This window comes from Bradyrhizobium guangdongense, from assembly GCF_006483445.1.
Taxonomy (GTDB): Bacteria; Pseudomonadota; Alphaproteobacteria; order Rhizobiales; family Xanthobacteraceae; genus Bradyrhizobium; species Bradyrhizobium guangdongense_A.
Window position 1 is genome coordinate 1 of record NZ_PPPT01000003.1, and the last position, 23,407, is coordinate 23,407.

The window sequence follows — 23,407 nt, forward strand, 5'->3', positions numbered from 1 at the left end:
TCGACGATCTCGTCGTGGTCGCGACCGCCGACGCGATCCTGGTCTCGCGCCAGAAGGATGCCAACGGGCTGAAGCGCCTCGTCACGAAGTTGAAGGCGGTCGCGCCGAAGGTGACCGAAGAGCATCTTAGGGTGCATCGCCCCTGGGGCAGCTATCAGTCGGTCGACAATGGCGAGCGCCACCAGGTCAAGCGCATCGTGGTGAAGCCGGGCGGGCGGCTGTCGCTGCAAAAGCACCATCATCGCGCCGAGCACTGGATCGTGGTCCGCGGTGCTGCGCGCGTCACCGTCAATGAAACGGTCAAGACGGTGCATGAGAACGAGTCGATCTACATCCCGATGGGCGCGGTGCACCGGATGGAGAACCCCGGTAAAATCGTGCTGGAGCTGATCGAGGTCCAGACCGGCTCCTATCTCGGGGAAGACGACATCATCCGGATTGAAGACGACTATCAAAGGTCGTAACCAGCACTCCGAATCACGCCATCCGGGCCCTGTTTTCGGCGCCAAAAGCTGCTGCTAAGGCCCGGGGAACGTGTAACTTTTTGAATCAAATCGTGTCCGCCAGGGTATCTCGGCATTCGCCACATTTGTGGCGACGTGCTAGGAGGGTGGCCGGGGATTTGCGTTGAATCGGGGTTCGAACACATGAGTTCCAAAGCGTCAGCAGCCGTCAAGGCGGCCTTGCGCGTCGGCGTCATCGGCGCGGGCGTCATGGGCAGCAACCATGCCCGCGTGCTCGCAGGCCTGCCGGGCGTCAGCCTGGTCGGCGTCGTCGATCCGTCGCCGGCGCACCGCGCGCGCGCGACCGAGCTCGCTAATTGCGTGTGCTTCGAGACGCTCGACCAGCTCTTTGCCGAAGGCGTCGATGCCGTCACCATCGCAGCGCCCACCCATCTGCATCACGAGATCTCGCTCGCCTGCATCGCCAAGAAGGTGCACGTGCTCGTCGAGAAGCCGATCGCCTCCACGGTCGAGGAGGGCCGCGAGATCGTGACCGCGGCGCAGGCCGCCGGCGTCACGCTGATGGTCGGCCATGTCGAGCGCTTCAATCCGGCCGTGGCCGCCGTCAAGCACGCGATCGCGGGCGAGGACATTCTTTCCATCGCGATCACCCGCGTCGGCCCGTTCCCGCCGCGCATGTCGAATGTCGGCGTGGTCATCGACCTCGCCGTGCACGACATCGACCTGATCCGCTGGTTCACCGAATCAGACATCGTCGAGGTGCAGCCGCAATTGTCGAGCGCGGTCGCCGAGCGCGAGGACATCGCGCTGTTGCAGTTCCGCACCGCCAACGGCGTGCTCGCCCACATCAACACCAACTGGCTGACGCCGTTCAAGGCGCGCAGCGTGACGGTTGCGACCCGCGGCAAATATGTCATGGGCGATCTGTTGACGCGCCAGGTCACCGAATGCTTCGGCTTCAAGCCCGACGGCAGCTATTCGATGCGGCATCTGCCGGTCGGCCATGACGAGCCGCTGCGGGCCGAACTGATCTCGTTCCTCAACGCCGTCCGCCACGGCGAGACGCCGGCGGTGACCGGCGACGAGGGCGTCGCCAGCCTCGAAATCGCCACGCGCTGCCTGGAGACGCCGAGCCGGCCGGCTGCGGCATCCGCGACCCGCAAGGGACCGCGCCGCGTCGCCGGCTGATCCGTATCCATGTCGAACGCTCCAACCGTGCAAGACAACGTGCAAGGCGCCATGAACCAGCATTTGCGTTCCGATCCCATTCCCTTCATCGACCTCGCCACGCAGCGCAGCCGGCTCGGCGCCTCGCTCGATGCGGCCGTCAAGCGCGTTCTCGACCATTGCCAGTTCGTCAACGGCCCTGAAGTCGCCGAGCTCGAGAAGCAACTCGCGGCCTATTGCGGTGCCAGGCACGTGATCGGCTGCGCCAGCGGCACCGATGCGCTGCTCATGGTGCTGATGGCGAAGAATATCGGCCCCGGCGACGCCGTGTTCTGTCCGTCCTTCACCTTCATCGCGACCGCCTCGCCGGCGGCGCGGACCGGCGCGACGCCAGTTTATGTCGACGTCGACGAAGCGACCTTCAACATGAGCCCGGAGTCGCTGAAGCGCGGCATCGCGACCGCGCGGAAGGCGGGCCTGAAGCCGGCCGCCATCATTCCGGTCGATCTGTTCGGACAGCCCGCCGACCACGACGCCATCGCCGAGATCGCCAGGGACGAAGGCCTGTTCGTGATCGACGACGCCGCGCAAGGTTTTGGCGCGAGCTACAAGGGCCGCAAGCTCGGCACGCTGGCGCTTGCGACCACGACCAGCTTTTTCCCGGCAAAGCCGCTCGGCTGCTTCGGCGACGGCGGCGCGATCTTCACCGAGGACGACGAACTCGCCGCAACGCTGCGCAGCATCCGCGTGCACGGGCAGGGCGTGGACAAATACGACAATGTCCGCCTCGGGCTGACCGGCCGTATCGACACCATGCAGGCCGCGATCCTGCTCGAGAAGTTGAAGATTTTTGATGACGAGATCGCCGCCCGCAACAAGGTCGCCGAGCGCTATGCGCGCGGCTTGTCCAACCTGGTCACCGTGCCGCGTCTGGCACCGGGCAATACCTCGGTCTGGGCGCAGTATACGATCCGCCTGCCTGAGGGCACCGACCGCGACAGTTTTGCCGCGGCGTTGAAGGCTCAGGGCGTGCCGACCGCGATCTACTACGGCAAGTCGATGCACCAGCAGACCGCCTACAAGCAGTATCCGGTCGCCGACGGCGGGTTGCCGGGCTGCGAAAGCCTGTCGCAGGACGTCATCAGCCTGCCGATGCACGCCTATCTCGACGAGGCCGCCCAGGAACGAATCATCGCCGCTGTGCGCGGCGCGATTTCAACCTGATTTCGCCGTTTTGCCGCGCCCTCTCTTCCTCTAGAAGAGATGGATGCTCGGACGCATCTTCACGGTCGGTGGTTACACGCTGCTCTCGCGGCTGACGGGATTTGCCCGCGACATCATGCTCGCGGCGATCCTGGGCGCGGGGCCTGTGGCGGACGCCTTCTTTGTCGCGCTGCGCCTGCCCAATCATTTTCGCGCGATCTTTGCCGAGGGTGCGTTCAACGCGGCCTGGGTGCCGGCCTATGCCCATGTCCATGGCGAGAAGGGGGAGGCGGCCGCACATTTGTTCGCCGATCGCATCTTCACGCTGCTGCTGGCCTCGCAGGTGGTGCTGCTGATCCTCGCCTGGCTGTTCATGCCGCAGGCCATGAGCATCCTCGCGCCGGGTTTTGGTGATGATGCCGAGCAGCGCAAGCTCGCGATCGAGCTGACGCGGATCACCTTTCCCTATCTGCTGCTGATCACACTGGTGACGCTCTACGGCGGCATGCTCAACGTGATGCAGCGCTTTGCCAGCGCCGCGGCAGCGTCGATCTTCCTCAACATCGCGATGATGATGACGCTGGCGGTCGCCGCCTGGTTTCCGACGGCGGGGCACGCCGCGGCCTGGGGCGTGCTGATCTCCGGCTTCCTGCAATATTTCCTGCTCGCCGGCGATCTCGCCCGCCACGGCGGCCTGCCGCGCTTTGCGCCGCTCAAGCTCGACGAGGACGTCCGCAGCTTCTTCAAGGCGCTGGGACCGGCGACGCTGGGATCGATGGGAACGCAAGTTGCGCTGTTCGCCGACACCATCATCGCGACCTTCCTGCCCGCAGGCGCGCTGTCGGCGCTGTATTATGCCGACCGCCTCAATCAATTGCCGATCGGCGTGATCGGCATCGCCATCGGGACGGTGCTGCTGCCCGAGATGTCGCGGCGGATCACGGCAAACGACCACGACGGCGCAATGACGGCGCAGCGCCGCGCCTTCGATTTCACGCTGTTGTTCTCGATCCCGTTCGTGGCGGCCTTCATCACCGTGCCCGACGCGATCATGCGCGCGCTGTTTGCCCGCGGCGCGTTTTCGAAGGCCGATGCCGCCGCCGCCGGCGCGACACTCGCGGCCTATGCGATCGGGCTGATCCCGTTCGTGCTGATCCGCAGCGCAGTCGCGACCTTCTATGCGCGCAAGGATACGGCAACGCCGGTGCGGGCGTCGCTGACCGGCATCGCGGTCAACGTCGCCCTGAAGGTGGCCCTGATGGGATCGCTCGCCCAGATCGGCCTCGCGCTGGCGACTGCCGTCGGCGTCTGGACCAATCTGCTGCTGGTGCTCTTCTTCGCCGTGCGGCGCGGCTTCCTTGTGCTCGATCGCGCCTGGCTGATGTCGCTTGCCAAATTCCTGTTGACCGGTGTCGTGCTCGCCGCGGCCTTCTGGCTGATCGCGCGCCTCAGCGCGACCCATCTCGCTCCCACGCAGCCGTTCCGGGACGAATTGACGTTGGCGCTGCTCGCAGTCGGCGGCACGATCGTCTATGCGCTCGCGATCCTCGTCCTGTTCGGTCGTCGCTGGCTGGTCTCGCTGGTGCGCGGCTAGGCCGAACCTCAACGGGTTATTCGCCTCCAGGATGCAAGGAAATTCCGCACATCCCTTGATTTTGCTCGATTGCCGTGGTAATCGGCGCCGCATGATCAAATCGTGGCGCACCCTCAACTGCAACCATGTGACCCGCTTCGGCTGGGCGGTGGGAGGAGTCGCGCGCTAGGGATTTGACGACGACACCTTTTCACCAGGCCCCGCCGGCATCGGACGGGGCCTTTTGTTTGGCCACGCTCCCTGCCGGCACAACAGCAGGAGCATCCCATGCCACCCCAACAGACGACCATCGCGTCCGAGGCCGGGCGCGATGCCGCAGCGTTCCGCATCAAGCCCTCCAGCGCATTGCCGAAGGGCGTGATGCGCGAGGCTGCACGCCTCAATGCGTCGATGGCGATTTCGGAAACGGAGGCAGCTCGACCAGGCGCCGCATCGACGCGAAACGTCCTGGGCCTGCTTGGGCGATATTGGCTTGCGTTTCTAGAGCGGCGCCGGCGCCAGCGCTTGAACACTGCCCTTCATCAGCTGAGCGACAGGGAGCTGATGGATATCGGCTTGACGCGCGCCGAGATCGACTACCTCACACCTCAACGAGCCATCGATACGCTCAGAGACAGTACGGCGTATTTTTGGAGCCGTGGCGTGATGTGATCGACAAGCCGCCACTTGCCGGCTTCGTGACACCAGGTCTCGCCCCGCCATGCGCGCGGGGCGACGCTTTCCCTTGCCCTGCGACCAATGGGTATGGGGAAAGCCGTTTGCGCTATCCGTTTTTCCGCTGCAATATGGCGGCAAAACAACCAATAGGAAACGGAGACAAGATGGCTGCTCCCATCAAGTTCGGCGTCGGTCAAAGCGTGCTTCGCAAGGAGGACGACGCGCTGATCCGCGGCAAGGGCCGCTACACCGACGACTATGCGCCGCCGGCCGCTTTGCGCTGCCTGGTACTGCGCTCGCCGCATGCGCATGCCAAGTTCACCATCGATGCGAGCCGTGCCCGCGCGCTGCCCGGCGTCGCGCTGGTCCTGACCGCCGCTGAGGTCGGGGATCTCGGCGACCTGCCGTGCCTGTTCAATCTCGAAACCGACCCGTTCAAAGGCCCGCCATACCCGATCCTGGCCAAGGATGAGGTGCGCCATGTCGGCGATGCCGTCGCCTTCGTGGTGGCCGAGACCATCGACCAGGCGCGCGACGCCATCGAGGCTGTTGAGGTCAAGTGGTCGCCGCTGCCGGCCGTGACCGGCGTCGTCAATGCCGTCAAGAAGGGCGCGCCGCAGGTCTGGCCCGACAAGCCCGGCAATGTGCTGTTCGACGTCTCGATCGGCGACAAGAAGGCGACCGAAGTCGCTTTTGCCAAGGCGCATGCGGTGGCCGAGATCGCAATCGTCAATCCGCGCGTGGTCGCGAGCTTCATGGAGACCCGCGCAGCCGTCTGCGAATACGACGCCAAGCGCGATCATCTCACGCTTACCGTCGGCAGCCAGGGCAGCCACCGCCTGCGCGACATCCTCTGCCAGAACGTGCTCAATATCCCCACCGACAAGATGCGGGTGATCTGCCCCGACGTCGGCGGCGGCTTTGGCACAAAGCTGTTCCCGTACCGCGAATATGCGCTGATGGCGGTCGCGGCCCGAAAGCTGAAGAAGGCTGTGAAATGGGCCGCCGACCGCTCCGAGCATTTCATGGGCGATGCGCAGGGCCGCGACAACGTCACCACGGCAAAAATGGCGCTGGCGGAGGACGGAAAATTCCTGGCGATGGATTGCGACCTCATGGGCGACATGGGCGCGTATCTCTCGACCTTCGGGCCCTACATCCCGCATGGCGGCGCCGGCATGCTGCCGGGCCTCTACGACATTCAGGCGTTCCACTGCCGGGTGCGCACGGTGTTCACGCACAGCGTACCTGTTGACGCCTATCGTGGTGCGGGCCGGCCGGAAGCCGCTTACGTCATCGAACGTCTGGTCGATGCCTGCGCGCGCAAACTCGACATGACGCCCGACGCCATCCGCCGCAAGAACTTCATCCAGCCGAAGGCGCTGCCCTACAAGACCGCCACCGGCAAGGTGTATGACTCCGGCGACTTCGCCGCGCATCTCAAGCGCGCGATGGAGATCGGCAACTGGAAGGAGTTTCCGAAGCGCGCCAAGGCCGCCAAGAAGCAGGGGCTGGTTCGCGGCATCGGCCTTGCGAGCTATGTCGAGATCTGCGGCGTGATGGGTGAGGAGACCGCCAACGTGCGGCTCGATCCCAATGGCGACGTCACGATTCTGATCGGCACGCAATCGAGCGGGCAGGGCCACGCGACGGCCTATGCGCAGATCGTCGCCGAGCAGTTTGGTCTCGCGCCGGAGCGCGTGCATATGCACCAGGGCGACACCGACGAGATCGCGACGGGGCTGGGCACCGGCGGCTCGGCCTCGATCCCTTCGGGCGGCGTCAGCGTGCAGCGAGCCACGGCCGAGCTCGGCCAGAAGCTGAAGGAGATCGCGGCGCAGGCGCTGGAAGCCAGCGCCGGAGACCTCGAAATCACGGACGGCATGATCAGGATCGCCGGCACCGACCGCTCGATCAGCTTTGCCGATCTCGCCAAGCGGCCCGGCGCTGATCCCTCGAAGATGAACGGCAGCGCGACCTTTGCCAGCGCCGACGGCACCTATCCCAACGGCACGCATCTGGCTGAGGTCGAGATCGATCCTGCCACGGGCATCATCAAGATCGTCAACTACGTCATCGTCGACGACTTTGGCAAGACGCTCAATCCGCTGCTGCTCGCTGGGCAAGTGCATGGCGGTGCCATGCAGGGCATCGGGCAGGCGCTGATGGAGCAGGTGGTGTACGGCGCCAGCGACGGCCAGCTCATCACGGCGACCTATATGGACTACGCGCTGCCGCGGGCGGCCGACGGGCCGGACTTCGTGTTCGAGACCCACAACGTTCCCTGCAAGACCAATCCGCTTGGCGTGAAGGGGGCGGGCGAGGCCGGCGCGATCGGCTCCTGTCCGGCCGTGGTCAACGCCATCGTCGACGGCCTCTGGCGCGAGTACAAGATCGACCATATCGACATGCCGGCGACGCCGGAGCGGGTGTGGGTCGCCATCCACGAGCATCATCGCCGTCACAGCCTTTAAATCTCGATCTCCGCGCGGGAATAAAATCCCGCCGCGGGGTTCTATTCAGCGAAGGCCGAACTCCGCGCGGGTGAGGCCCGCATCGTCAACACCTGCGAGCCGGAGAGACTTTCAATGAAGCGGACGATTGTGGTCATGGGCACCCTGTTGCTGGGTGCGGGCGCCGTGATGGCGCAGCAGGAGATTGCCGTTCAGCAGGACAATCTGATGCGCGCGCAAGCCAAGGCCATGTATGGCGTCATCCTCAAGATGACCAAGGGCGACATCCCCTACGATCAGAAGGCGGCCGACCAGGCGCTCGCCGAGCTGGAGGAGAGCGTCGCCAAGATCGCCAAGACTTTCGATATCAATCCGAAGCAGGACGTCGTCAACGCGACCTACGGCTCGTCGCCGAAGGTGTGGCAGAACAAGGCCGATTTCGACTCCAAGATCCCGCCGGTGCAGAAGGCGCTCGCCGACGTCAAGGGCAAGATCAAGGACGTCGCAACCCTGAAGGCGGCCTACACCACGATCAATGACCGCTGCAACGACTGCCACGAGACGTATCGGCTGAAGCTGAAGTAGGCGGCCTTCAGCGCGGGTTTTGTCAGCCGGCCGGGACTGCCCGTTGCGGGCACTCCGCACGGCAGGATCGCGATCGCGCCCGGGCTGTGCGCGAATAGGCCGCGATTTGCCGACCGTCATTTATTTCTTTGCCTCAGCCGGCAACCTTCGGCTCACTCACCTGTTGTGTATCCAGCGGCGGAACCGGGAAACCGGCAGTCGTTACAAAGGCCGCGCGGAGTCATGCCCGGGCGGCTTTTTCATAGGGCTTGTTCCCCGGGGTGATGGACATCAGATGAGGCCTGCAATCGGGCAACCGTTCAAGGCGCGCTCCACCGAAGAGCTCATGGCACTGCTCAGCGCGGTCGCGACCGCGATCCTTGCAGTGATCATCATTGCAATGCTCTATTTCGGTCGCGAAATCTTCGTGCCGATTGCATTGGCGATCCTGCTCAGCTTCGTGCTGGCACCACTCGTCGTGATCCTGCAGCGTATCCGGGTGCCACGCGTGCTGGCGGTCGTCAGCGTCGCCATCCTCGCATTCGCGTTCATTTTTGCGATGGGCAGTCTTCTCGCCACGCAATTGACCCAACTCGCCGGGGATCTCCCGCGCTATCAATCGACGATCAGCGAAAAGATCCAGTCGATCCGGGATACGAAGGCCGGGAGGGGGACGCTCGAGCGCGCCTCCGACATGTTGAAGGATCTCGGCAAGGAAATCGACAAGCCGAAAGAGGCCGCGCCCGCGCGTGCGCCGAACGCGATCCTCAATTCCAATGCCGCGGGACCACAGGCGCCCGTTCCGGTGGAAGTGCGCCAGCCCGACCCGGGCGCGCTGGAGAGCCTGCGGACCTTGATCGCCCCGCTGGTTCATCCGCTCGCGACAACCTTCATCATCATCATTTTCGTCATCTTCATTCTGCTGCAACGCGAGGATCTCCGGAACAGGCTCATCCGGCTGGCCGGCTCCTACGACCTCCAGCGCACCACGGCGGCGCTCGACGACGCGGCGGGGCGCCTCAGCCGGCTGTTCCTGACCCAGCTCATTCTGAACAGCGCCTTCGGCATCGTCATCGGATTAGGCCTGTGGTTGATCGGCACACCGAGCGCGATCCTGTGGGGCATTTTGGCGACGGTGCTCCGCTTCGTCCCCTATATCGGTGCCGTCATCGCGGCCGCGTTCCCGCTTGCGCTCGCCGTCGCCGTCGATCCCGGCTGGTCGATGCTGCTGTGGACGCTCGCGCTGTTTCTGACGGTGGAGCCGATCGTCGGCCATGTTGTAGAGCCGATGGTCTACGGGCACAGCACCGGGCTTTCCCCGGTCGCCGTGGTTGCGGCGGCGACATTCTGGACCGCACTTTGGGGGCCGATCGGGCTCGTCCTCGCGACGCCTCTGACGGTGTGCCTTGTCGTGCTCGGGCGTCATGTGGAGCGCCTGGAATTCCTCGACGTCATGTTCGGGGACCGACCGGCGTTGTCTCCGCCCGAAATCTTCTACCAGCGCATGCTGGCGGGGGACCCGGCGGAAGCTGCCGAAAAGGCCGAGGAGTTTTTGAAGGAACGCTCTCTCGCTTCATACTACGACGAGGTTGCCTTGAAGGGCTTGCAGCTCGCGCAACTGGATGCCGAGCGCGGCGCGCTCGATCAGGTGCGCCTTGCCAAGATCAGGGACGCCGTCAGGGAATTCGCCAGCGACCTCGCCGACCAGGATGACCGGCCGCCGACCAAAATCCATCCCACCACCGACGCAGAAGCCTCGTCCGCGGTGGAAAGTGTCGCGGAAAATGCGGCGTTTGAAAACTTGCCGGTTCTCGGCAAGGAAAGCTTGCCGGCGGATTGGCAGGGTGAGCATCCCGTTCTCTGCATGGCCGGACGCGGTCTCGTCGATGAAGCGGCCGCGATCATGCTGGCCCAGCTTTCGACGGCCCATGGTCTCGCGGCGCGGATCGAAGGTGCGGAAGCGCTCTCCACCACGAACGTCTTCCGGCTCGAGACCACCGGCGTTGCGGTCGTCTGCCTCGTCTATCTCGATTCGAGTGGACCGGCGCACATGCGCTATTCCGTCCGGCGTCTCAGGCGCAAGCTGCCGAAGGCGATCATCATCCTGGGCTGCTGGATCCGGGACATCGACCCCGCTGCGCTGGAAGCGTTGCGGGAGAATGCGAAAGCCGATCTCGTTGCCGCGAGCCTCGGCGATGCGGTCAAGCTGTGCATCGAGGCCACGGGTGTGACGGATGCATCTCAGGCGGAGTCCAGGCCGGAAGCTTCTGCAATCGTCGCGGCGTGAAAGCTGTCTACGCCTGCTGCCGCTGCACTCCCATGAAGATGCAGCACGCTTCGATCGGCCCCGCTATTTTGATTTTGCGGCCCGTGGCGCGAGCGCGCGTTTCATCGCGGCGTAGATCCTCAACTGCGCGGCGTTACGAAGTGCATTCTGCCGCGCCTCTCCCTCAGGCAGTTGCTTTGCCTCGCTGGCCCGCGCATCGGCCTGCTGGTCCAGATGGTCCGCCGTCAGATGGGCGACCTTCGCCTTGTTGCGCACGATTGGCCTTACCTTGTTCAATGCAAATCGCGGCCGAACCAAACGACCGGTTCGGATTGCGAGGAGCCGGTTTCGATTTGCATGTCCTGGATGTGGCCGCAGCTTCGACAGCGCAGCGTCCAATGCTCGTCTCCCGGTCGCGAAGGCGCGATCGGCTGGACAACGGCCACGCCGCAGCAACGGTCGCATCTCGCGTGCGGCGATAACGGGGACAGGGGGGAGGTATATTGCATCTTGATCTCCCATGGCAAAAACTAGTCGGGGGACTTGAGCTCGCCGCGGAGCCACCCTTTCGCGTCGCCGCTCATGGGATCGCTGACCACCAGGGTTCGATGGACGTAGTCACATCTGGAGCACTCGAAGGTGCGAAGTTCGTAGCCCGCGGGGCCCGCTGCAATGCACACCAGGTTGGTGCGGGTATGGCATTGCTGACAGCGCGGGCGCTCTATCGCGCTCAGGGGCGGGCCGGTTGTGAATGCTTGAGACCTGGGCATGTCAGCCCTCTCATTTGACCAGGCGGGCGCACAACGCACTGCTGAACGTCGGTCGCTGAGCTCTGATTTTCACACCGTGGAAGTTGGCCGGCTGGTCAATATTGACCACCACATACCAGATTTAATATCTAGGCATCGCTAGTCCAAAGGAGGGGCTCGTGAAGCCTGCAAAGCGGCCGTTCAACCCTCAAGCCTTTCTAGCCAAGGTCGGGAACGGAAAAACGATATCTAAATATCGCAAGGGCCGGATCATCTACTCGCAAGGCGATGAAGCGGACCGGCTATTCTATATCCAGTCGGGCAAGGTCAAGGTGACCGTCGTTTCCGAGCAGGGCAAGGAAGCCGTCGTCGGCATCCTGGAGCCGGCGCAGTTTTTTGGCGAGGGATGTCTGAACGGCCAGGCGGTCCGTATTGGAACGGCGAAGGCGATCGAGGAGTGCGTGATCACCTCGATCACGCGGAAAGCGATGCTGGCGGCGCTCCGCAGGGAGCCGAAGTTTTCGGAGCTTTTCGTGGCCTACCTGGTCACCCGGAGCAACCGTATCGAAGAAGATCTGATCGACCAGTTGTTCAATTCGAGCGAGAAGCGGCTCGCACGCCTTCTGCTCCTGCTGGCAAATTTCGGCAAGAACGGAAGGCCGACACCGATCGACGGTTCGATCAATCAGGCAACGCTGGCGGAGATGATCGGAACGACCCGGTCCCGCGTGAGCTTCTTCCTCAATAAATTTCGCCGGCTGGGACTGATCAGCTACAACGGAAAGATCGAGGTGCATCGCTCCCTGTTGAACGCCGTCCTGTACGAAAAGCCTCATCTGGAAAGGGACGAAAAGCCGACAGAATGACACGGCGGAGACGCGCCAACCCGCCTCATCGGTTGTCGCTGAGCAGCAGCTCCGCGATGCGATTGTCGGCGCGGCGCAGCCGCCGGCAAAGCTCGCGGTTGATGTTCTGCAGCACCATCACATAGGCCTGAATGTCTTTCTTGTAGCAGGCGTAGAGCTCGCGGGCCGTGAGCTCATAGAGCACGGTCGGGCTTTGGGCGACCACCGTGGCCGAGCGGTTCTGCATCTCGATCAGCGTCATCTCGCCGAAAAAATCGCCCGGTGCGAGCGACGAGATGCGAATGGCGTGTTCCGGGTCGCCGCGCTTGCTCACCACGAGCTCGCCTGAGTGTACGATGAACATCGAGCGGCCGGGATCGCCTTCCGCGACGACGGTGGCGCCTTCATCGAAGCGGCGCTCGACCAGCATGGAGACGAGCAGTTCGAGGCTCGCATCCGCAAGCCCGCCAAAGAAGGGCGTGGCGAGCAAAAATGCTTTCAGATCGGGCGAGCTGACAGCCATCGCGCCAATATACGCTCGCGCCTCGCGGCGGCAAGCGAGCCCAGCGGGACGCCACGTAGCCCGGATGAAGCGTCAGCGTAATCCGGGATCGTGCCCGAAGCGCCGCACCCCGGATTACGCTGACGCTCCATCCGGGCTACAAGGGACGCACGAGCAATCCGCATTTGTGCTGAGTTTCGGCCGAACATGAAAAAGCCGGCCGCTCCTTGCGAGCGTCCGGCTTCTTGTTCTGGACGTGCGCCGCAGCGCTTACTGCATCACTTACTTCATGACCTGGCCGCGGATCTCGCCGCCCGGGTTCGCCGCGGTGTGGATGTTGATGTAGTACTTGCCGGACATGAGGTCGGCGACCTGCGCGTCGGTCAGAGTCGCCTCGCCCTTGACCGGGCTCGTTCCGGCATTCGGGATCGCAACTGCGACGCCGGCATTCTTGCCGGCCTCGGCCGGCCCGTGGAAATGGGCCGCGGTCGCCGGGCCCGACAGGCCGGAATAGGTCACGGTCCAGGTCAGCTTCTTGCTGGCGGGGTCGAACGACAGCTCTGCCGATCCGGTGCCGCCGGTGGTCGTCGCCGGCACTTCGGATTTGCCGTCCAGCGTAGCCTTCAGCGCGTCGGCTGCGCCGGCCTGGCCGGCGAACGCAACGGCGGCTGCGAAGGCGAAAGTGGCAAAAAGGGCTTTTTTCATGGTTCTCTCCCGGTTGACGCCAATGGTGACAATTTCCAAACAGTGAGATCCGGAATTTATTCCCGCCTTACAGCCGAGCCATCTAAATTATTCGTGGCTGGAGCGATCGCGGCATGCCCCCTATGTTCGCCTGGGTTCGATGAAGGTCGTATGAATGCGACGAATGCTCCTTGCCGTTCTGCTGGCCGCTGCCGCGGCGCTCGGTTTCTATTGGTGGCTCACCACACCTGCGGCGTTCGCATTGCCGGCGGCCTCCCGCGCGCCCGATCTCGTCAGCGGGCAGCAGGTCTTTAACGCCGGTGGCTGCGCGTCATGCCACGCCGTGCCGAACCAACCGGATCGTTTGCGGCTGGGCGGCGGCCTGGCGATCGGCTCGCCGTTCGGCACCTTCTATGCGCCGAACATTTCTCCTGACGCGGCCGACGGGATCGGGCGCTGGAGCGAGGTCCAATTCGTCAACGCCGTGCTGAACGGCGTCTCGCCTGACGGAGCGCAATATTTTCCGGCGTTTCCCTATACATCGTATCATCGCGCGAAAATCGACGACGTGCGCGACCTCTTTGCTTATCTGAAGACGCTGCCGGCCGTGTCGGGCCGGGTGCGCGATCACGATCTGCCGTTCCCGTTCAACATCCGCCGCAATGTCGGCATCTGGAAATTGCTGTTCATGGACGACAAGCCGTTCATGGCGGATGCCGCGCGATCCGCGCAATGGAATCGCGGCGCCTATCTCGTGAACGGGTTTGGCCATTGCGCCGAATGCCACAGCCCGCGCAACTTCCTGGGCGGTCTCGTCACGGCGCAGCGCTTTGCCGGCGGGCCAAACCCGGAAGGCGAGGGCTGGGTGCCCAACATCACGCAAAAGGGCATCGGGGAGTGGAGCGAAAAGGACATCGCGGATTTCCTCGAGACCGGCGACATGCCCGAGGGCGACAGCGCCTCGGGCGCGATGCGGCCGGTGATCAAGAACCTCGCGCAGTTGACTAGCGAAGACCGCGCCGCGATGGCCGCCTATCTGAAATCGCTGCCGCCGGTCGAAGGCCCGAAGCCGCCGCCGCGGAAACAGCCCGGAAGTTAGCCTTCTTGTTTTGACGCGTTTTCGTGACGCGAACCGGTGCCCACTTCGCTCGAAAACGCTTTAGCCCCCGCCAAAGGCCTTGAAGGTGATGATGGTGAGGGTGTCCTGGATCCCCGGCAGCACCTGCACCTTCTCATTGATGAAGTGGCCGATATCGGTGTCCTTGTCGACGTAGAACTTCACCAGCAGATCGTAATTGCCCGCCGTGGAATAAATCTCCGAGGCGATCTCGGCTTCGGCGAGCGCGTTGGCGACCGTGTAGGACTGGCCGAGCTTGCATTTGATCTGGACGAAGAAAGGAACCATCGCGGTTGCTCCGAAAGCATGTTCTGGCGGCTAATAGGCCAAAGTCGCGTGGCTTTAGCAAGCGACCTTGCCGGTTCGCAAGCCGAGCCTGTCACGCCCGGGGCCTGCGCTAGGGCGTCGTCACGGGTGCCGCCAAGGCCTCCCTGAGCCGCTGCGCCAGTTCGGCCGTCCGGTAGGGCTTGGTCAATACGATCGATTGCGCGTGCGCACGGCCCTGGTCGACCAGTGTCTCCAGGGCGTAGCCGGAGGAGAACAGCACGGGCAGGCCCGGGCGGATCAGGCGGGCCTGGTCGCCGAGCTCCCAGCCGCTCATGCCGCCGGGCATGATGATATCGGTGAACAGCAGGTCAATGTCCGGATTGGTGCGCAGAAGATCCAGGGCCTCGCGGCCGTTGACGGCGGCGATCACGCGATAGCCGAGCGCTTCGACCCGCTGGATGACGGAGGAGCGAACGAACGGATCGTCCTCCGCGATCAGGACCGTCTCGTGACCGCGGGGCGCCGCGGCCTCGATGTCGGGGGCGGTGGCACGCACATGCTCGGCGCCGGCATACGGCAGATAGATCCGCACCGTCGTCCCCAGTCCGCGCTCGCTGTAGATCGAGACATGTCCGTTGGACTGTTTTGCAAAGCCGTACACCATGCTGAGGCCGAGGCCAGAACCCTTGCCGACCTCCTTGGTGGTGAAGAACGGCTCGAAGGCATGCTCGATCACCTCGGCGGTCATGCCTTCGCCGTCATCGGTGACTGATATCAGGGCGTAGTTGCCGGACATGACCTCGGGATGCAGCGCGCGGTAGTGGTCGTCGATCGACGAGATCTCCGCGCTCAGCGTCAGATGTCCGCCGCCGGGCATCGCGTCCTGCGCGTTGAGGGCGAGGTTCAGCACCGCGGATTCGAGCTGGGCCCGGTCCGCATAGGCGAGGATGGTGCCGGGACCGAAGGCGGTCCTGATCTCGATGCTCTCGCGCAAGGTGCGCTTCAGCAGCTTCTGCATGGAATCGAGCAACTGCCGGCAATCGATCGCCTGCGGTTGCAGAAACTGCCGGCGGCTGAACGCCAGCAATCTCTGGGTCAGCTCCGCGCCGCGCTCGCCGGACTGGCAGATATCCTCGGCGAAACGCTGCAGGTCGGGCCGGGCCTTGAGCTGCTCGCTCAGGTGCTCGGCATTGCCGACGATGACGGTGAGCAGATTGTTGAAGTCGTGGGCGATGCCGCCGGAGAGCTGGCCGACGGTCTCCATCTTCTGAGCCTGATGAAGCTGCTGCTCGGTCAGCTTGCGCGCGGTCAGGTCGTGAACGATGCCGACGAAGATCGGCTCGCCGTCCTGGAGCGCGCCGCCGACGGACAGGTCCACCGGGAATGTCGATCCGTCCTTGCGAACGCCGAGGCCCTCGCCGCCGTCGCGGATGTAGCGCTTGTTGAGAGCGTTCTGGTCGGCGGGCATCAGCAGCTTGACGTTCTGGTCGAGGACTTCGTCGGCGCGATAGCCGAACAGGCGTTCGCAGGCCGGGTTGAACAGCAGGATGCGATCGTCCGCGTCGAACAACATGACGCCGTCGACGGCGGTCTCGACCACGGCGCTGAGCCGCGCCACGCTCTCGCGCAGCGCGCGCTGGGCTTCGCTCACCTGCTGAAGCAGCATGGCGGTGTCGCGGCTCCGGGTCTCCTCCTCGACGAGCGCGGCCTGGACCTTATGGAGCTCGAACGCGGAGGGGATGGTCAGGATCTTTGGCAGCAGCGGCCAGAGCGCGCCGGCCGTGAAGACGGAGGCTGCCGCGGTCAGGGCCTTGACCAGCCCCTCGATGCCATAGACCGGCACCCACAGCGTATAGATCGACAGGATGTGGGTCAGCCCGCAGGCCATGATGAAGATCGCAAACGCCCAGTAGACCCAACCGAATTTGAGATCGCGCCGCTTGGTGACCAGGATCGCCAGCGCGAAGGGGATCGAGAAATAGGCCGCGGCGATCAGCGCGTCCGACACGACGTGAAGCCAGATCAGCTCAGGCTCCCACAACAGGCAGATCCCGTGCGGCGAGAACATCGAGGAATCGAGCAGACGTTGCAGATAGGCCCACATGATTGATCCTGACAGGCTGTAGCTCGGAGGCGGCCAGCCCTTCGGTCCGCGGGGCGGTTCCGCACGCCTTCAACGTCTCATTCATCGATGCGGGCGCCAAGTGCCAACCCCAATTTTTTGCGCCTTGCGCACGGTTGGGGGACGACAAATTCGCATCGGAGGGCTGCAGGCAGGTGATTCGCTTGCCGGCCACGGGCGCTCGCGCTAGGACAAAAGATCACTCCCGTTCATGCCAAGCGAGCGCCCGGCGATGACGACACCGATAGCGCTGACCATTGCAGGCTCGGATTCGAGCGGTGGCGCGGGCATCCAGGCCGACCTCAAGACCTTTGCCGCGCTCGGCGTCTACGGCGCCTCCGTCATCACGGCGCTGACCGCGCAGAACACGACTGGCGTCACCGGCATTCACGCCGTACCGGCTGATTTCGTGACCGCGCAGATCGATGCGGTGTTCTCCGATCTTGCGGTCGGCGCGGTCAAGATCGGCATGGTGGCGCAGCCCGACAGCATCGACGCGATTGCGGCTGGCCTGACTCGCTGGTCGCCGCGGCATGTCGTGCTCGACCCGGTGATGGTCGCGACCTCCGGTGACCGGCTGCTCGCCGCCGAGGCCGTCGAGGCCTTGCGCACAAAACTCGTTCCGATGGCCTCGGTGATCACGCCGAACCTGCCCGAGGCGGCGGCGCTGCTCGATACGCCGATCGCGACCAGCGAGGCCGAGATCGAAGGGCAGGGACGGCGCCTGCTCGCCTTTGGCTGTCGCGCCGTACTGATCAAGGGCGGGCACGGGCAGGGCGCCGAGAGCATCGATTATCTCGTCAGTGATGAAGGTGTGATTGCGTTGTCGGCGCCGCGTGTGGCTACGAAGAACACCCACGGCACCGGCTGCTCGCTGTCGTCGGCAGTCGCGGCGGGGCTTGCCAAGGGCGAGGGCTTTGAGCAGGCCGTGCGCAATGCCAAGAGCTGGATCAGCGCGGCGATTGCACAGGCCGATCGATTTGCCGTCGGTCACGGCCACGGGCCGGTGCATCACTTCCACAAATTCTACTAAACCTCGCTTCCGCACGGTTCGCCGTTAACCAGTCGCGCGTTGCGACCTCCAGGCTTTTGCGGACCGCGGCGGCCCGGCCATGTCGCCAGATTGTCGCATGGCCCTGCTATCCGCTGAACACACGAGGCGGGGCATGATTCGTATCCACGAGCGCTTCGCCGGTTCAACGTCATCCCCCTGTCACGGGACATTGTTACAGGCTGATGTATGGGAAGTTACGATATGAGTGACGAGAGTCCCGAGCGGCGCTTTCGGACCTTGTTCATCTCCGACGTCCATCTCGGGGCCCGCGGTTCGCAAGCCGATCTTCTCCTCGACTTCCTGCGCTACCACGATGCCGACACCATCTACCTCGTCGGCGACATCGTCGACGGCTGGGCGTTGAAATCGAGCTGGCACTGGCCGCAATCGCACAATGACCTCGTGCAGAAGCTTTTGCGCAAGGCGCGCAAGGGCGCAAAAGTCATCTACGTGCCCGGCAATCACGACGAGTTCCTGCGCAACTATTACGGCACGCATTTCGGCGGCATCGACGTGGTCGAGAACACCGTGCACACCGGCGCGGACGGCCGGCGCTATCTCGTCATCCACGGCGACATTTTCGACCTCGTGGTGCAAAACGCGCGCTGGCTCGCCCATCTCGGCGACAAGGCCTATGACTTCGCGATCCAGATGAATCGCTTCGTCAACTTCTTCCGGCGACTGTTCGGCGTGCCCTATTGGTCGCTGTCGCAATGGGCGAAACTGAAAGTGAAGAACGCGGTCAATTATATCGGCGCGTTCGAGCAGGCGCTTGCGGCCGAGGCGCGGCGTCACGACGCCGACGGCGTGATCTGCGGCCACATCCACTACGCCACGATCCGCGATGAAGGCGATATCCGCTACATGAATTGCGGCGACTGGGTGGAGAGCTGCACGGCGCTGGTCGAGCACGACGACGGACGTTTCGAGATCATCACCTGGGCCGACCAGTTGCAGAAGGCAGCACCCATCGTCGCGGTGCCGGCACGGGCGGCATAATGAGGATCCTGGTCGCGACCGACGCATGGCATCCCCAGGTCAACGGGGTGGTTCGGACGCTGACCAAGCTCGCTGACGCGGCAAGATCGTTCGACGTCGAGTTCTCGTTCCTGACGCCGCAATCATTCCGCACCTTTGCGATGCCGAGCTATCGCGATGTGCGCCTCGCCATGCCGCGGCCGAAGCGGATCGCAAAGCTGATCGAGGAAGCGCGGCCCGACAGCATTCATATCGCGACCGAAGGGCCGATCGGGTTGATGGTGCGCCGCTATTGCCTGCAGCGCGCGCTGCCGTTCACGACCAGCTTTCACACCCGCTTTCCCGAGTATGTGCGGGCGAGGGTGCCCGTTCCGGAGTCTCTGATCTGGCGGGCCCTGCGCCGTTTCCATGGCGCGAGCCGTGCCGTGATGGCGGCAACGCCGGCACTGGCGCGCGAGCTTGCCGAGCGCGGCTTCGAGAACGTCGTGCTGTGGCCGCGCGGCGTCGATACAAAACTGTTCCATCCCCGCGCCATCGACCTTTGCCTGCCGGCACCCGTGTTCTTGTGCGTCGGCCGCGTCGCGGTGGAGAAGAACCTGGAAGCTTTCCTCGATCTCGACTTGCCCGGGACCAAGGTGATCGTCGGTGACGGCCCGGCGCGGGCCTCGCTGGAGCAGGCCTATCCCGATGCCATCTTCCTCGGCGAGCGCCATGGCGAGGCGCTGGCTGAAATCTATGCAGCCGCCGACGTCTTCGTGTTCCCGAGCCGGACCGACACGTTTGGCCTGGTGCTACTGGAGGCGTTGGCGAGCGGCCTGCCGGTCGCGGCCTTCCCCGTGAGAGGACCTCGGGACGTGATCGGCGAAGCGCCTGTCGGCGTGCTGGACGAGGATCTGCGCGGCGCCTGCTTGGCAGCGCTCGACATTTCCCGTCAGGACTGCGTCGAATTCGCCGCCTCTCATACCTGGGAGGCGTCAGCGCGCGCCTTTATCGACCGGATTTTGGCCGTCGGCGCGGTGCTGCCCCGTGCGGGCGCGGTGCTGCCCCGTGCGGGCGGGGTGGAACAGCCGCGTTTCGTGGCCTGATATCCAAGCCTGATATCCAAGCCTGTCACGCTTGGGTGTCTTTCCAGCCGTCAGCCGGCGCGGTACACATTGTGCATGACGGAACCAGCTCTCCCGATCGGCCCCGCCGACATTGATGCCGCAGCGCGCGTGATTGCGCCCTTCGCCATCCGCACGCCGCTGTTGTCATTCCCGGTGCTCGACGAGCGCGTCGGCGCAAAGGTGTTCCTGAAGCCGGAGATGCTTCAGCGCACCGGCTCCTTCAAGTTCCGCGGCGCCTTCAACAAGGTGGCCTCGATCCCGCAGGATAAGCGCGCCGGCGGCGTGGTCGCGTTCTCCTCGGGCAACCATGCCCAGGGCGTGGCCGCGGCGGCAAAGCTGCTCGACATGCACGCGACCATCGTGATGCCGTCGGATGCGCCGCTGACCAAGCGCGAGCGCACGAAATCCTACGGCGCCGATGTCGTTCTTTACGATCGCGACCGAGACGATCGCGAAGCGATCTCCCGCGGCATCGCCGAGAAGCGCGGCGCGACGCTGGTTCGGCCCTATGACGATCCCTTCGTCATCGCAGGGCAGGGTACCGCGGGGCGCGAGATCGCGGAAGATATGGCCGCCCGCGGCATTGTTCCCGACATCGTGGTGGCGCCGGCCTCCGGCGGCGGCCTGATCGCGGGCGTCGCGACCGCAGTGAAGGCGCGCTACCCGCAGGCACAGATCATCGTCGCCGAGCCCGAGGCGTTTGACGATCACACCCTCTCGCTCGCTATGGGCCATCGCGAGCCGCACGCGCCGGCGGGTCGGACCATCTGCGACGCGCTGATGGCGCTGATCCCGGGCGAGATGACGTTTGCGATCAACAGCAAGCTACTGTCCCGCGGCGTGACTGCATCCGACAAGGAGGTCGGCGCGGCCGTGGCGTTTGCCTATCGCGAGCTGAAGCTGGTGGTCGAGCCCGGCGGTGCCGTCGGCCTCGCTGCACTGCTCGCCGGCCGTCTCGACGTCGCCGGCAAGAACGTCGTCATCGTGCTCTCCGGCGGCAATGTCGATGCCGACCTGTTTGCGGAGCTCGTGGCCTAAAGGCCGAATAGACCAACAGCGAAGGGGCGGAGCATTGCTGCTCCGCCCCTTTGTCGTGTCTTGAAGCCGTGATCAGTGCATGAACCCGCCGCGGCGGTTCATGCCACCATTATTGCCGCCATTGTTCTGCGGCGCCTGGTTCATCGACTGCTTGAAGTTGTTGTTCACGGTGACGTTGTTGATCCGGTTCGGCGTGGTATTGAGCTGCGGACGGTTGTTGACCTGCACCGAGTTCGACGGGTTGTTGTTCAGTTGCTTCACAATACCGGTATTGCCGGTGGTCACGCGGACCGGCGGCTGGTTCTGACCGGTGGTTGCGGGGCCAGAGGTCTTCACGTCGATGTTCTTGACGTCGACCTTCGGTCCGTCCTTGCCGACATTCGTGGCCGGCAGGGTCACGATCTTGCCCGGGTTGATGCCAGTGTTGCCGGTCGTGGTGTTGCCCGCGGGCAGCGTCACGATCTTGCCGACGACACCGGTGTTGGACGGCGTACCAGTATTGGTGTTGGTCGGCGCCGGCAGCGTGACGACCTTGCCAGGAACCTGGGCGGGCGTCTCGATTGGCTGCTTCGGCAAATTGTTGCCGGCCGGCAGCGTCGTGACCTGACCACCATTCTGACCGTTATTGCCGAGCTTGCCGATGACATTGCTGTCGATCGGGATCGGCTTGTTCTGGCCGCCATTGTTCTGGCCGACAGGCAGGTTGCCATTGCCGAGCCCGCCACCCTGCGCAACGATCGGCAGGTACTTGTTCGGGCCGAGATTGGTGACCTTGAGCGGCGCGATGTTCTGCGGCGCCAGGAAGTGGGTCGCCTGCATCAGCGGGATCTCCTTCGGCTGCAACTGCAGCTTCAGGGCCGACTGCGCATACGGGCTGTTGGAGTAGCTGTCGTAGAAGGTCTTGTAGGCGACCGGCGAGTTGGCAAGCACGGTCTTGTGCCAGGCATTCGCGATCAGGAGGTTGGCGAGCAGCCAGCGGATGCGGTCGCACAGCGGGTCGTGCGGGTACATCTGGATGAACTCCTGATAGTACTGCGGCTGGCCTTCCGAGAGCACGTAGTCATAAGCCTGGCGAGCCGAACGGCTCGGCAGGTTCGACGCCATCTGCACGACCGGGGCCTTGACCGGCGCGCGGTTGGCGGCAACGGCGGTGTCACCGAAGAAGGTGAAATCGGAGGTCAGCGAGGAGCTCTCCCACGGCACCTGCGCGCCGTCGGTGGTCTGGTTCACTTCCAGGCGGACGCGCTTGAAGAGCTGCTCGATCGGCAGGTTCGGCTCACGCGCGATGTTGAGGAAGGCCTGCGTATAGGGGCTGTGGCCGCCCTGACCATCCTGCGCTTCCGAGCCCGGCGCGGTGGAGTAACCGACGATCGAGCCGTTCGGCGCATCGACGATCGCTAGGCCACGGCCGGCGTCGTTGACGCTCGGGAAGGGGTTGTTGCGGCAGGCATCGAGAATGACGATGCGCATGCGGCTCGGAATCGTCTCCAGCGTCGACATCACGTCGACGAGACGAATCGATCTGCTGACGAGCTCGTCGGGGCTGCCGACCTTCGCATCGACAGGCACGAGATAGTTCTCGCCGGCGAGCTGCACGCCGTGACCGGCATAGTAGACCATCGCCACCGTGTTGGTGCCGCGCGAGGCGACCTTGGCGGAGAAGTCCTGCACTACCTTGAGCATGTCGCTCTGGGTGAGGTCGGTCGCGGAGATCACCTCGAAGCCGGCGGAGTTGAGGAATTTTGCCATCGACTCGGCGTCGTTGTCGGGGTTCGCGAGCTGCGGCGCGTTCTGGTAGTTGGAATTGCCGATCACCAGCGCCACGCGTTGCTCGGGGCTCTGCTGCGCGGCCGGGAGGGCCGGTGCGACGGGGGCGGCTTGCGCGGGGGCGACCTGCGCGAAAGCCGGGTCGCAGGCGACGCCGTACAGGCTTCCCAGGACGCTGGCGGTCAACAGAAGGGATTTTAGGCGGAACATGGCGTGCTCCTTTGGCACTGGTCTCGATGCGAGATTGGTGCCCTGCACGCTAGAACGCGTTCGAGTTTTGGGACGTGATGCCGGTCACCATCGTACCGTGCGTGACCTGGGTCACGCACGGGAGCCGAATTCACCGGCTGCGGACGGCGTTAGCCATGCGTGAGAAGCCCTGGTCCAGCAAAGCGCGCACCTCGGCCGGCAATGCGCAATCGTCCATTGCGGCGCGCATGCATGACATCCATTCGTCGCGCTCGGCCTCGCCGATGGCGTAGGGACGGTGTGCCGACATGATGCAGCGGTGCTCCGGCCGGTTGAAATAAAGCGGCGGCCCGCCGAGCCAGCCGCTCAGGAACTCGAACAGAAGCTGGCGGATCGGGGCCAGATCCGCGCCGTGCATGGCGCGGATGCGGTGCGCGCCGGGGTTCGTGTCCATGATCTCGTAGAAGCGGTCGGCCAGCCGCCGCACCGCGGCCTCGCCGCCGATGAGGTCGTACGGGGTTGTCGTCGTCGTCGGGGCTTCGCTGGTGGACGCGGTCGGCATGGTCGCAGGGCTCATCGATGAGGGGCGCGGCGAGCCAACAGGTCCGGTGCGATTGACGC

The 23,407-nt window shown here is 64.4% G+C and carries 21 protein-coding genes; 14 read left to right on the forward strand and 7 right to left on the reverse strand.

The features are described from left to right. From C2U70_RS00235 to C2U70_RS00270, 8 genes are all read left to right on the forward strand, one after another. A partial coding sequence (locus C2U70_RS00235; protein ID WP_140975852.1) for a cupin domain-containing protein occupies nucleotides 1-464 on the forward strand: 464 nt, incomplete at its 5' end. A 183-nt stretch (nucleotides 465-647) separates the two neighbouring features. Further along, nucleotides 648-1,652, forward strand: coding sequence for a Gfo/Idh/MocA family protein (locus C2U70_RS00240; protein WP_140975853.1), 1,005 nt, complete (start codon nucleotides 648-650; stop codon nucleotides 1,650-1,652). Between the two features lie 51 nt (nucleotides 1,653-1,703). After that, the gene (locus C2U70_RS00245; protein WP_186293976.1) at nucleotides 1,704-2,855 is read left to right on the forward strand and encodes a DegT/DnrJ/EryC1/StrS family aminotransferase; all 1,152 of its coding nucleotides are present in this window, start codon (nucleotides 1,704-1,706) and stop codon (nucleotides 2,853-2,855) included. 43 nt (nucleotides 2,856-2,898) lie between these two features. Further along, complete coding sequence (gene murJ, locus C2U70_RS00250) at nucleotides 2,899-4,428, forward strand: murein biosynthesis integral membrane protein MurJ (protein ID WP_140975855.1); 1,530 nt, start codon at nucleotides 2,899-2,901, stop codon at nucleotides 4,426-4,428. Between the two features lie 267 nt (nucleotides 4,429-4,695). Further along, entirely contained in the window at nucleotides 4,696-5,079 is a 384-nt protein-coding gene (locus C2U70_RS00255; protein ID WP_140975856.1) for a DUF1127 domain-containing protein, read from the forward strand. Between the two features lie 170 nt (nucleotides 5,080-5,249). Next, nucleotides 5,250-7,559, forward strand: a complete 2,310-nt coding sequence (locus C2U70_RS00260; RefSeq protein ID WP_140975857.1) for a xanthine dehydrogenase family protein molybdopterin-binding subunit — start codon at nucleotides 5,250-5,252, stop codon at nucleotides 7,557-7,559. Between the two features lie 114 nt (nucleotides 7,560-7,673). After that, the gene (locus C2U70_RS00265) at nucleotides 7,674-8,123 is read left to right on the forward strand and encodes a cytochrome c (RefSeq protein ID WP_140975858.1); all 450 of its coding nucleotides are present in this window, start codon (nucleotides 7,674-7,676) and stop codon (nucleotides 8,121-8,123) included. Between the two features lie 274 nt (nucleotides 8,124-8,397). After that, the gene (locus C2U70_RS00270) at nucleotides 8,398-10,389 is read left to right on the forward strand and encodes an AI-2E family transporter (protein WP_246666623.1); all 1,992 of its coding nucleotides are present in this window, start codon (nucleotides 8,398-8,400) and stop codon (nucleotides 10,387-10,389) included. Between the two features lie 63 nt (nucleotides 10,390-10,452). On the opposite strand, the gene C2U70_RS00275 is transcribed toward C2U70_RS00270, so the two are convergent. Further along, entirely contained in the window at nucleotides 10,453-10,767 is a 315-nt protein-coding gene (locus C2U70_RS00275) for a hypothetical protein (RefSeq protein WP_140975859.1), read from the reverse strand. A gap of 529 nt (nucleotides 10,768-11,296) precedes the next feature. On the opposite strand from C2U70_RS00275, the gene C2U70_RS00280 reads away from it, so the two are divergent. Then, nucleotides 11,297-11,983 (forward strand): Crp/Fnr family transcriptional regulator, encoded by a 687-nt coding sequence (locus C2U70_RS00280; RefSeq protein ID WP_246666624.1) that lies wholly within the window; start codon nucleotides 11,297-11,299, stop codon nucleotides 11,981-11,983. A gap of 25 nt (nucleotides 11,984-12,008) precedes the next feature. Here C2U70_RS00280 and C2U70_RS00285 read toward each other — a convergent pair whose 3' ends face one another. After that, nucleotides 12,009-12,485, reverse strand: a complete 477-nt coding sequence (locus C2U70_RS00285; RefSeq protein ID WP_140975861.1) for a Crp/Fnr family transcriptional regulator — start codon at nucleotides 12,483-12,485, stop codon at nucleotides 12,009-12,011. Between the two features lie 261 nt (nucleotides 12,486-12,746). Then, nucleotides 12,747-13,169 carry a CHRD domain-containing protein gene (locus tag C2U70_RS00290; RefSeq protein ID WP_140975862.1) on the reverse strand — a complete coding sequence of 141 codons (423 nt, stop codon included), beginning with the start codon at nucleotides 13,167-13,169 and terminating at the stop codon, nucleotides 12,747-12,749. Nucleotides 13,170-13,323: 154 nt separating this feature from the next. Here C2U70_RS00290 and C2U70_RS00295 point away from each other — a divergent pair, with 154 nt between their 5' ends. Then, nucleotides 13,324-14,247: a c-type cytochrome gene (locus C2U70_RS00295; protein WP_140975863.1), complete on the forward strand. Its 924-nt coding sequence runs from the start codon at nucleotides 13,324-13,326 to the stop codon at nucleotides 14,245-14,247. A gap of 60 nt (nucleotides 14,248-14,307) precedes the next feature. Here the strand turns inward: C2U70_RS00295 and C2U70_RS00300 are convergent, their stop codons facing one another. Both C2U70_RS00300 and C2U70_RS00305 read right to left on the reverse strand, forming a co-directional pair. Beyond that, nucleotides 14,308-14,553 (reverse strand): Lrp/AsnC ligand binding domain-containing protein, encoded by a 246-nt coding sequence (locus C2U70_RS00300; RefSeq protein ID WP_140975864.1) that lies wholly within the window; start codon nucleotides 14,551-14,553, stop codon nucleotides 14,308-14,310. Between the two features lie 109 nt (nucleotides 14,554-14,662). Continuing rightward, a complete protein-coding gene (locus tag C2U70_RS00305) occupies nucleotides 14,663-16,636 on the reverse strand; it encodes a PAS domain S-box protein (protein ID WP_140975865.1) in 1,974 nt (657 codons plus the stop codon). A 250-nt stretch (nucleotides 16,637-16,886) separates the two neighbouring features. Between C2U70_RS00305 and thiD the strand changes: the two genes are divergently transcribed. The 4 genes from thiD (at nucleotide 16,887) to C2U70_RS00325 (ending at nucleotide 20,830) form a co-directional block, all read left to right on the forward strand. Then, entirely contained in the window at nucleotides 16,887-17,687 is an 801-nt protein-coding gene (thiD, locus tag C2U70_RS00310) for a bifunctional hydroxymethylpyrimidine kinase/phosphomethylpyrimidine kinase (RefSeq protein ID WP_140975866.1), read from the forward strand. A gap of 207 nt (nucleotides 17,688-17,894) precedes the next feature. After that, the gene (locus tag C2U70_RS00315) at nucleotides 17,895-18,707 is read left to right on the forward strand and encodes a UDP-2,3-diacylglucosamine diphosphatase (protein WP_140975867.1); all 813 of its coding nucleotides are present in this window, start codon (nucleotides 17,895-17,897) and stop codon (nucleotides 18,705-18,707) included. Next, on the forward strand, nucleotides 18,707-19,771 hold the full coding sequence (locus C2U70_RS00320) for a glycosyltransferase family 4 protein (protein WP_140975868.1): 1,065 nt from the start codon (nucleotides 18,707-18,709) through the stop codon (nucleotides 19,769-19,771). Before C2U70_RS00315 ends, C2U70_RS00320 begins: the two co-directional genes overlap by 1 nt. A gap of 75 nt (nucleotides 19,772-19,846) precedes the next feature. Then, nucleotides 19,847-20,830 (forward strand): threonine/serine dehydratase, encoded by a 984-nt coding sequence (locus C2U70_RS00325; RefSeq protein WP_140975869.1) that lies wholly within the window; start codon nucleotides 19,847-19,849, stop codon nucleotides 20,828-20,830. Nucleotides 20,831-20,902: 72 nt separating this feature from the next. On the opposite strand, the gene C2U70_RS00330 is transcribed toward C2U70_RS00325, so the two are convergent. Then, entirely contained in the window at nucleotides 20,903-22,807 is a 1,905-nt protein-coding gene (locus C2U70_RS00330; protein WP_186293973.1) for a caspase family protein, read from the reverse strand. 130 nt (nucleotides 22,808-22,937) lie between these two features. Then, complete coding sequence (locus C2U70_RS00335) at nucleotides 22,938-23,348, reverse strand: group II truncated hemoglobin (protein WP_246666625.1); 411 nt, start codon at nucleotides 23,346-23,348, stop codon at nucleotides 22,938-22,940. Nucleotides 23,349-23,407 lie beyond the last annotated feature (59 nt).

Bases quoted from the DNA above. Each gene is read 5' to 3' on its own strand.
- C2U70_RS00240 (WP_140975853.1), top strand. From the start codon at position 648: ATGAGTTCCAAAGCGTCAGCAGCCGTCAAGGCGGCCTTGCGCGTCGGC.
- C2U70_RS00245 (WP_186293976.1), top strand. From the start codon at position 1,704: ATGAACCAGCATTTGCGTTCCGATCCCATTCCCTTCATCGACCTCGCC.
- murJ (WP_140975855.1), top strand. From the start codon at position 2,899: ATGCTCGGACGCATCTTCACGGTCGGTGGTTACACGCTGCTCTCGCGG.
- C2U70_RS00255 (WP_140975856.1), top strand. From the start codon at position 4,696: ATGCCACCCCAACAGACGACCATCGCGTCCGAGGCCGGGCGCGATGCC.
- C2U70_RS00260 (WP_140975857.1), top strand. From the start codon at position 5,250: ATGGCTGCTCCCATCAAGTTCGGCGTCGGTCAAAGCGTGCTTCGCAAG.
- C2U70_RS00265 (WP_140975858.1), top strand. From the start codon at position 7,674: ATGAAGCGGACGATTGTGGTCATGGGCACCCTGTTGCTGGGTGCGGGC.
- C2U70_RS00270 (WP_246666623.1), top strand. From the start codon at position 8,398: ATGAGGCCTGCAATCGGGCAACCGTTCAAGGCGCGCTCCACCGAAGAG.
- C2U70_RS00285 (WP_140975861.1), bottom strand. From the start codon at position 12,485: ATGGCTGTCAGCTCGCCCGATCTGAAAGCATTTTTGCTCGCCACGCCC.
- C2U70_RS00290 (WP_140975862.1), bottom strand. From the start codon at position 13,169: ATGAAAAAAGCCCTTTTTGCCACTTTCGCCTTCGCAGCCGCCGTTGCG.
- C2U70_RS00295 (WP_140975863.1), top strand. From the start codon at position 13,324: ATGCGACGAATGCTCCTTGCCGTTCTGCTGGCCGCTGCCGCGGCGCTC.
- C2U70_RS00300 (WP_140975864.1), bottom strand. From the start codon at position 14,553: ATGGTTCCTTTCTTCGTCCAGATCAAATGCAAGCTCGGCCAGTCCTAC.
- C2U70_RS00305 (WP_140975865.1), bottom strand. From the start codon at position 16,636: ATGTGGGCCTATCTGCAACGTCTGCTCGATTCCTCGATGTTCTCGCCG.
- thiD (WP_140975866.1), top strand. From the start codon at position 16,887: ATGACGACACCGATAGCGCTGACCATTGCAGGCTCGGATTCGAGCGGT.
- C2U70_RS00315 (WP_140975867.1), top strand. From the start codon at position 17,895: ATGGGAAGTTACGATATGAGTGACGAGAGTCCCGAGCGGCGCTTTCGG.
- C2U70_RS00320 (WP_140975868.1), top strand. From the start codon at position 18,707: ATGAGGATCCTGGTCGCGACCGACGCATGGCATCCCCAGGTCAACGGG.
- C2U70_RS00325 (WP_140975869.1), top strand. From the start codon at position 19,847: ATGACGGAACCAGCTCTCCCGATCGGCCCCGCCGACATTGATGCCGCA.
- C2U70_RS00330 (WP_186293973.1), bottom strand. From the start codon at position 22,807: ATGTTCCGCCTAAAATCCCTTCTGTTGACCGCCAGCGTCCTGGGAAGC.
- C2U70_RS00335 (WP_246666625.1), bottom strand. From the start codon at position 23,348: ATGCCGACCGCGTCCACCAGCGAAGCCCCGACGACGACGACAACCCCG.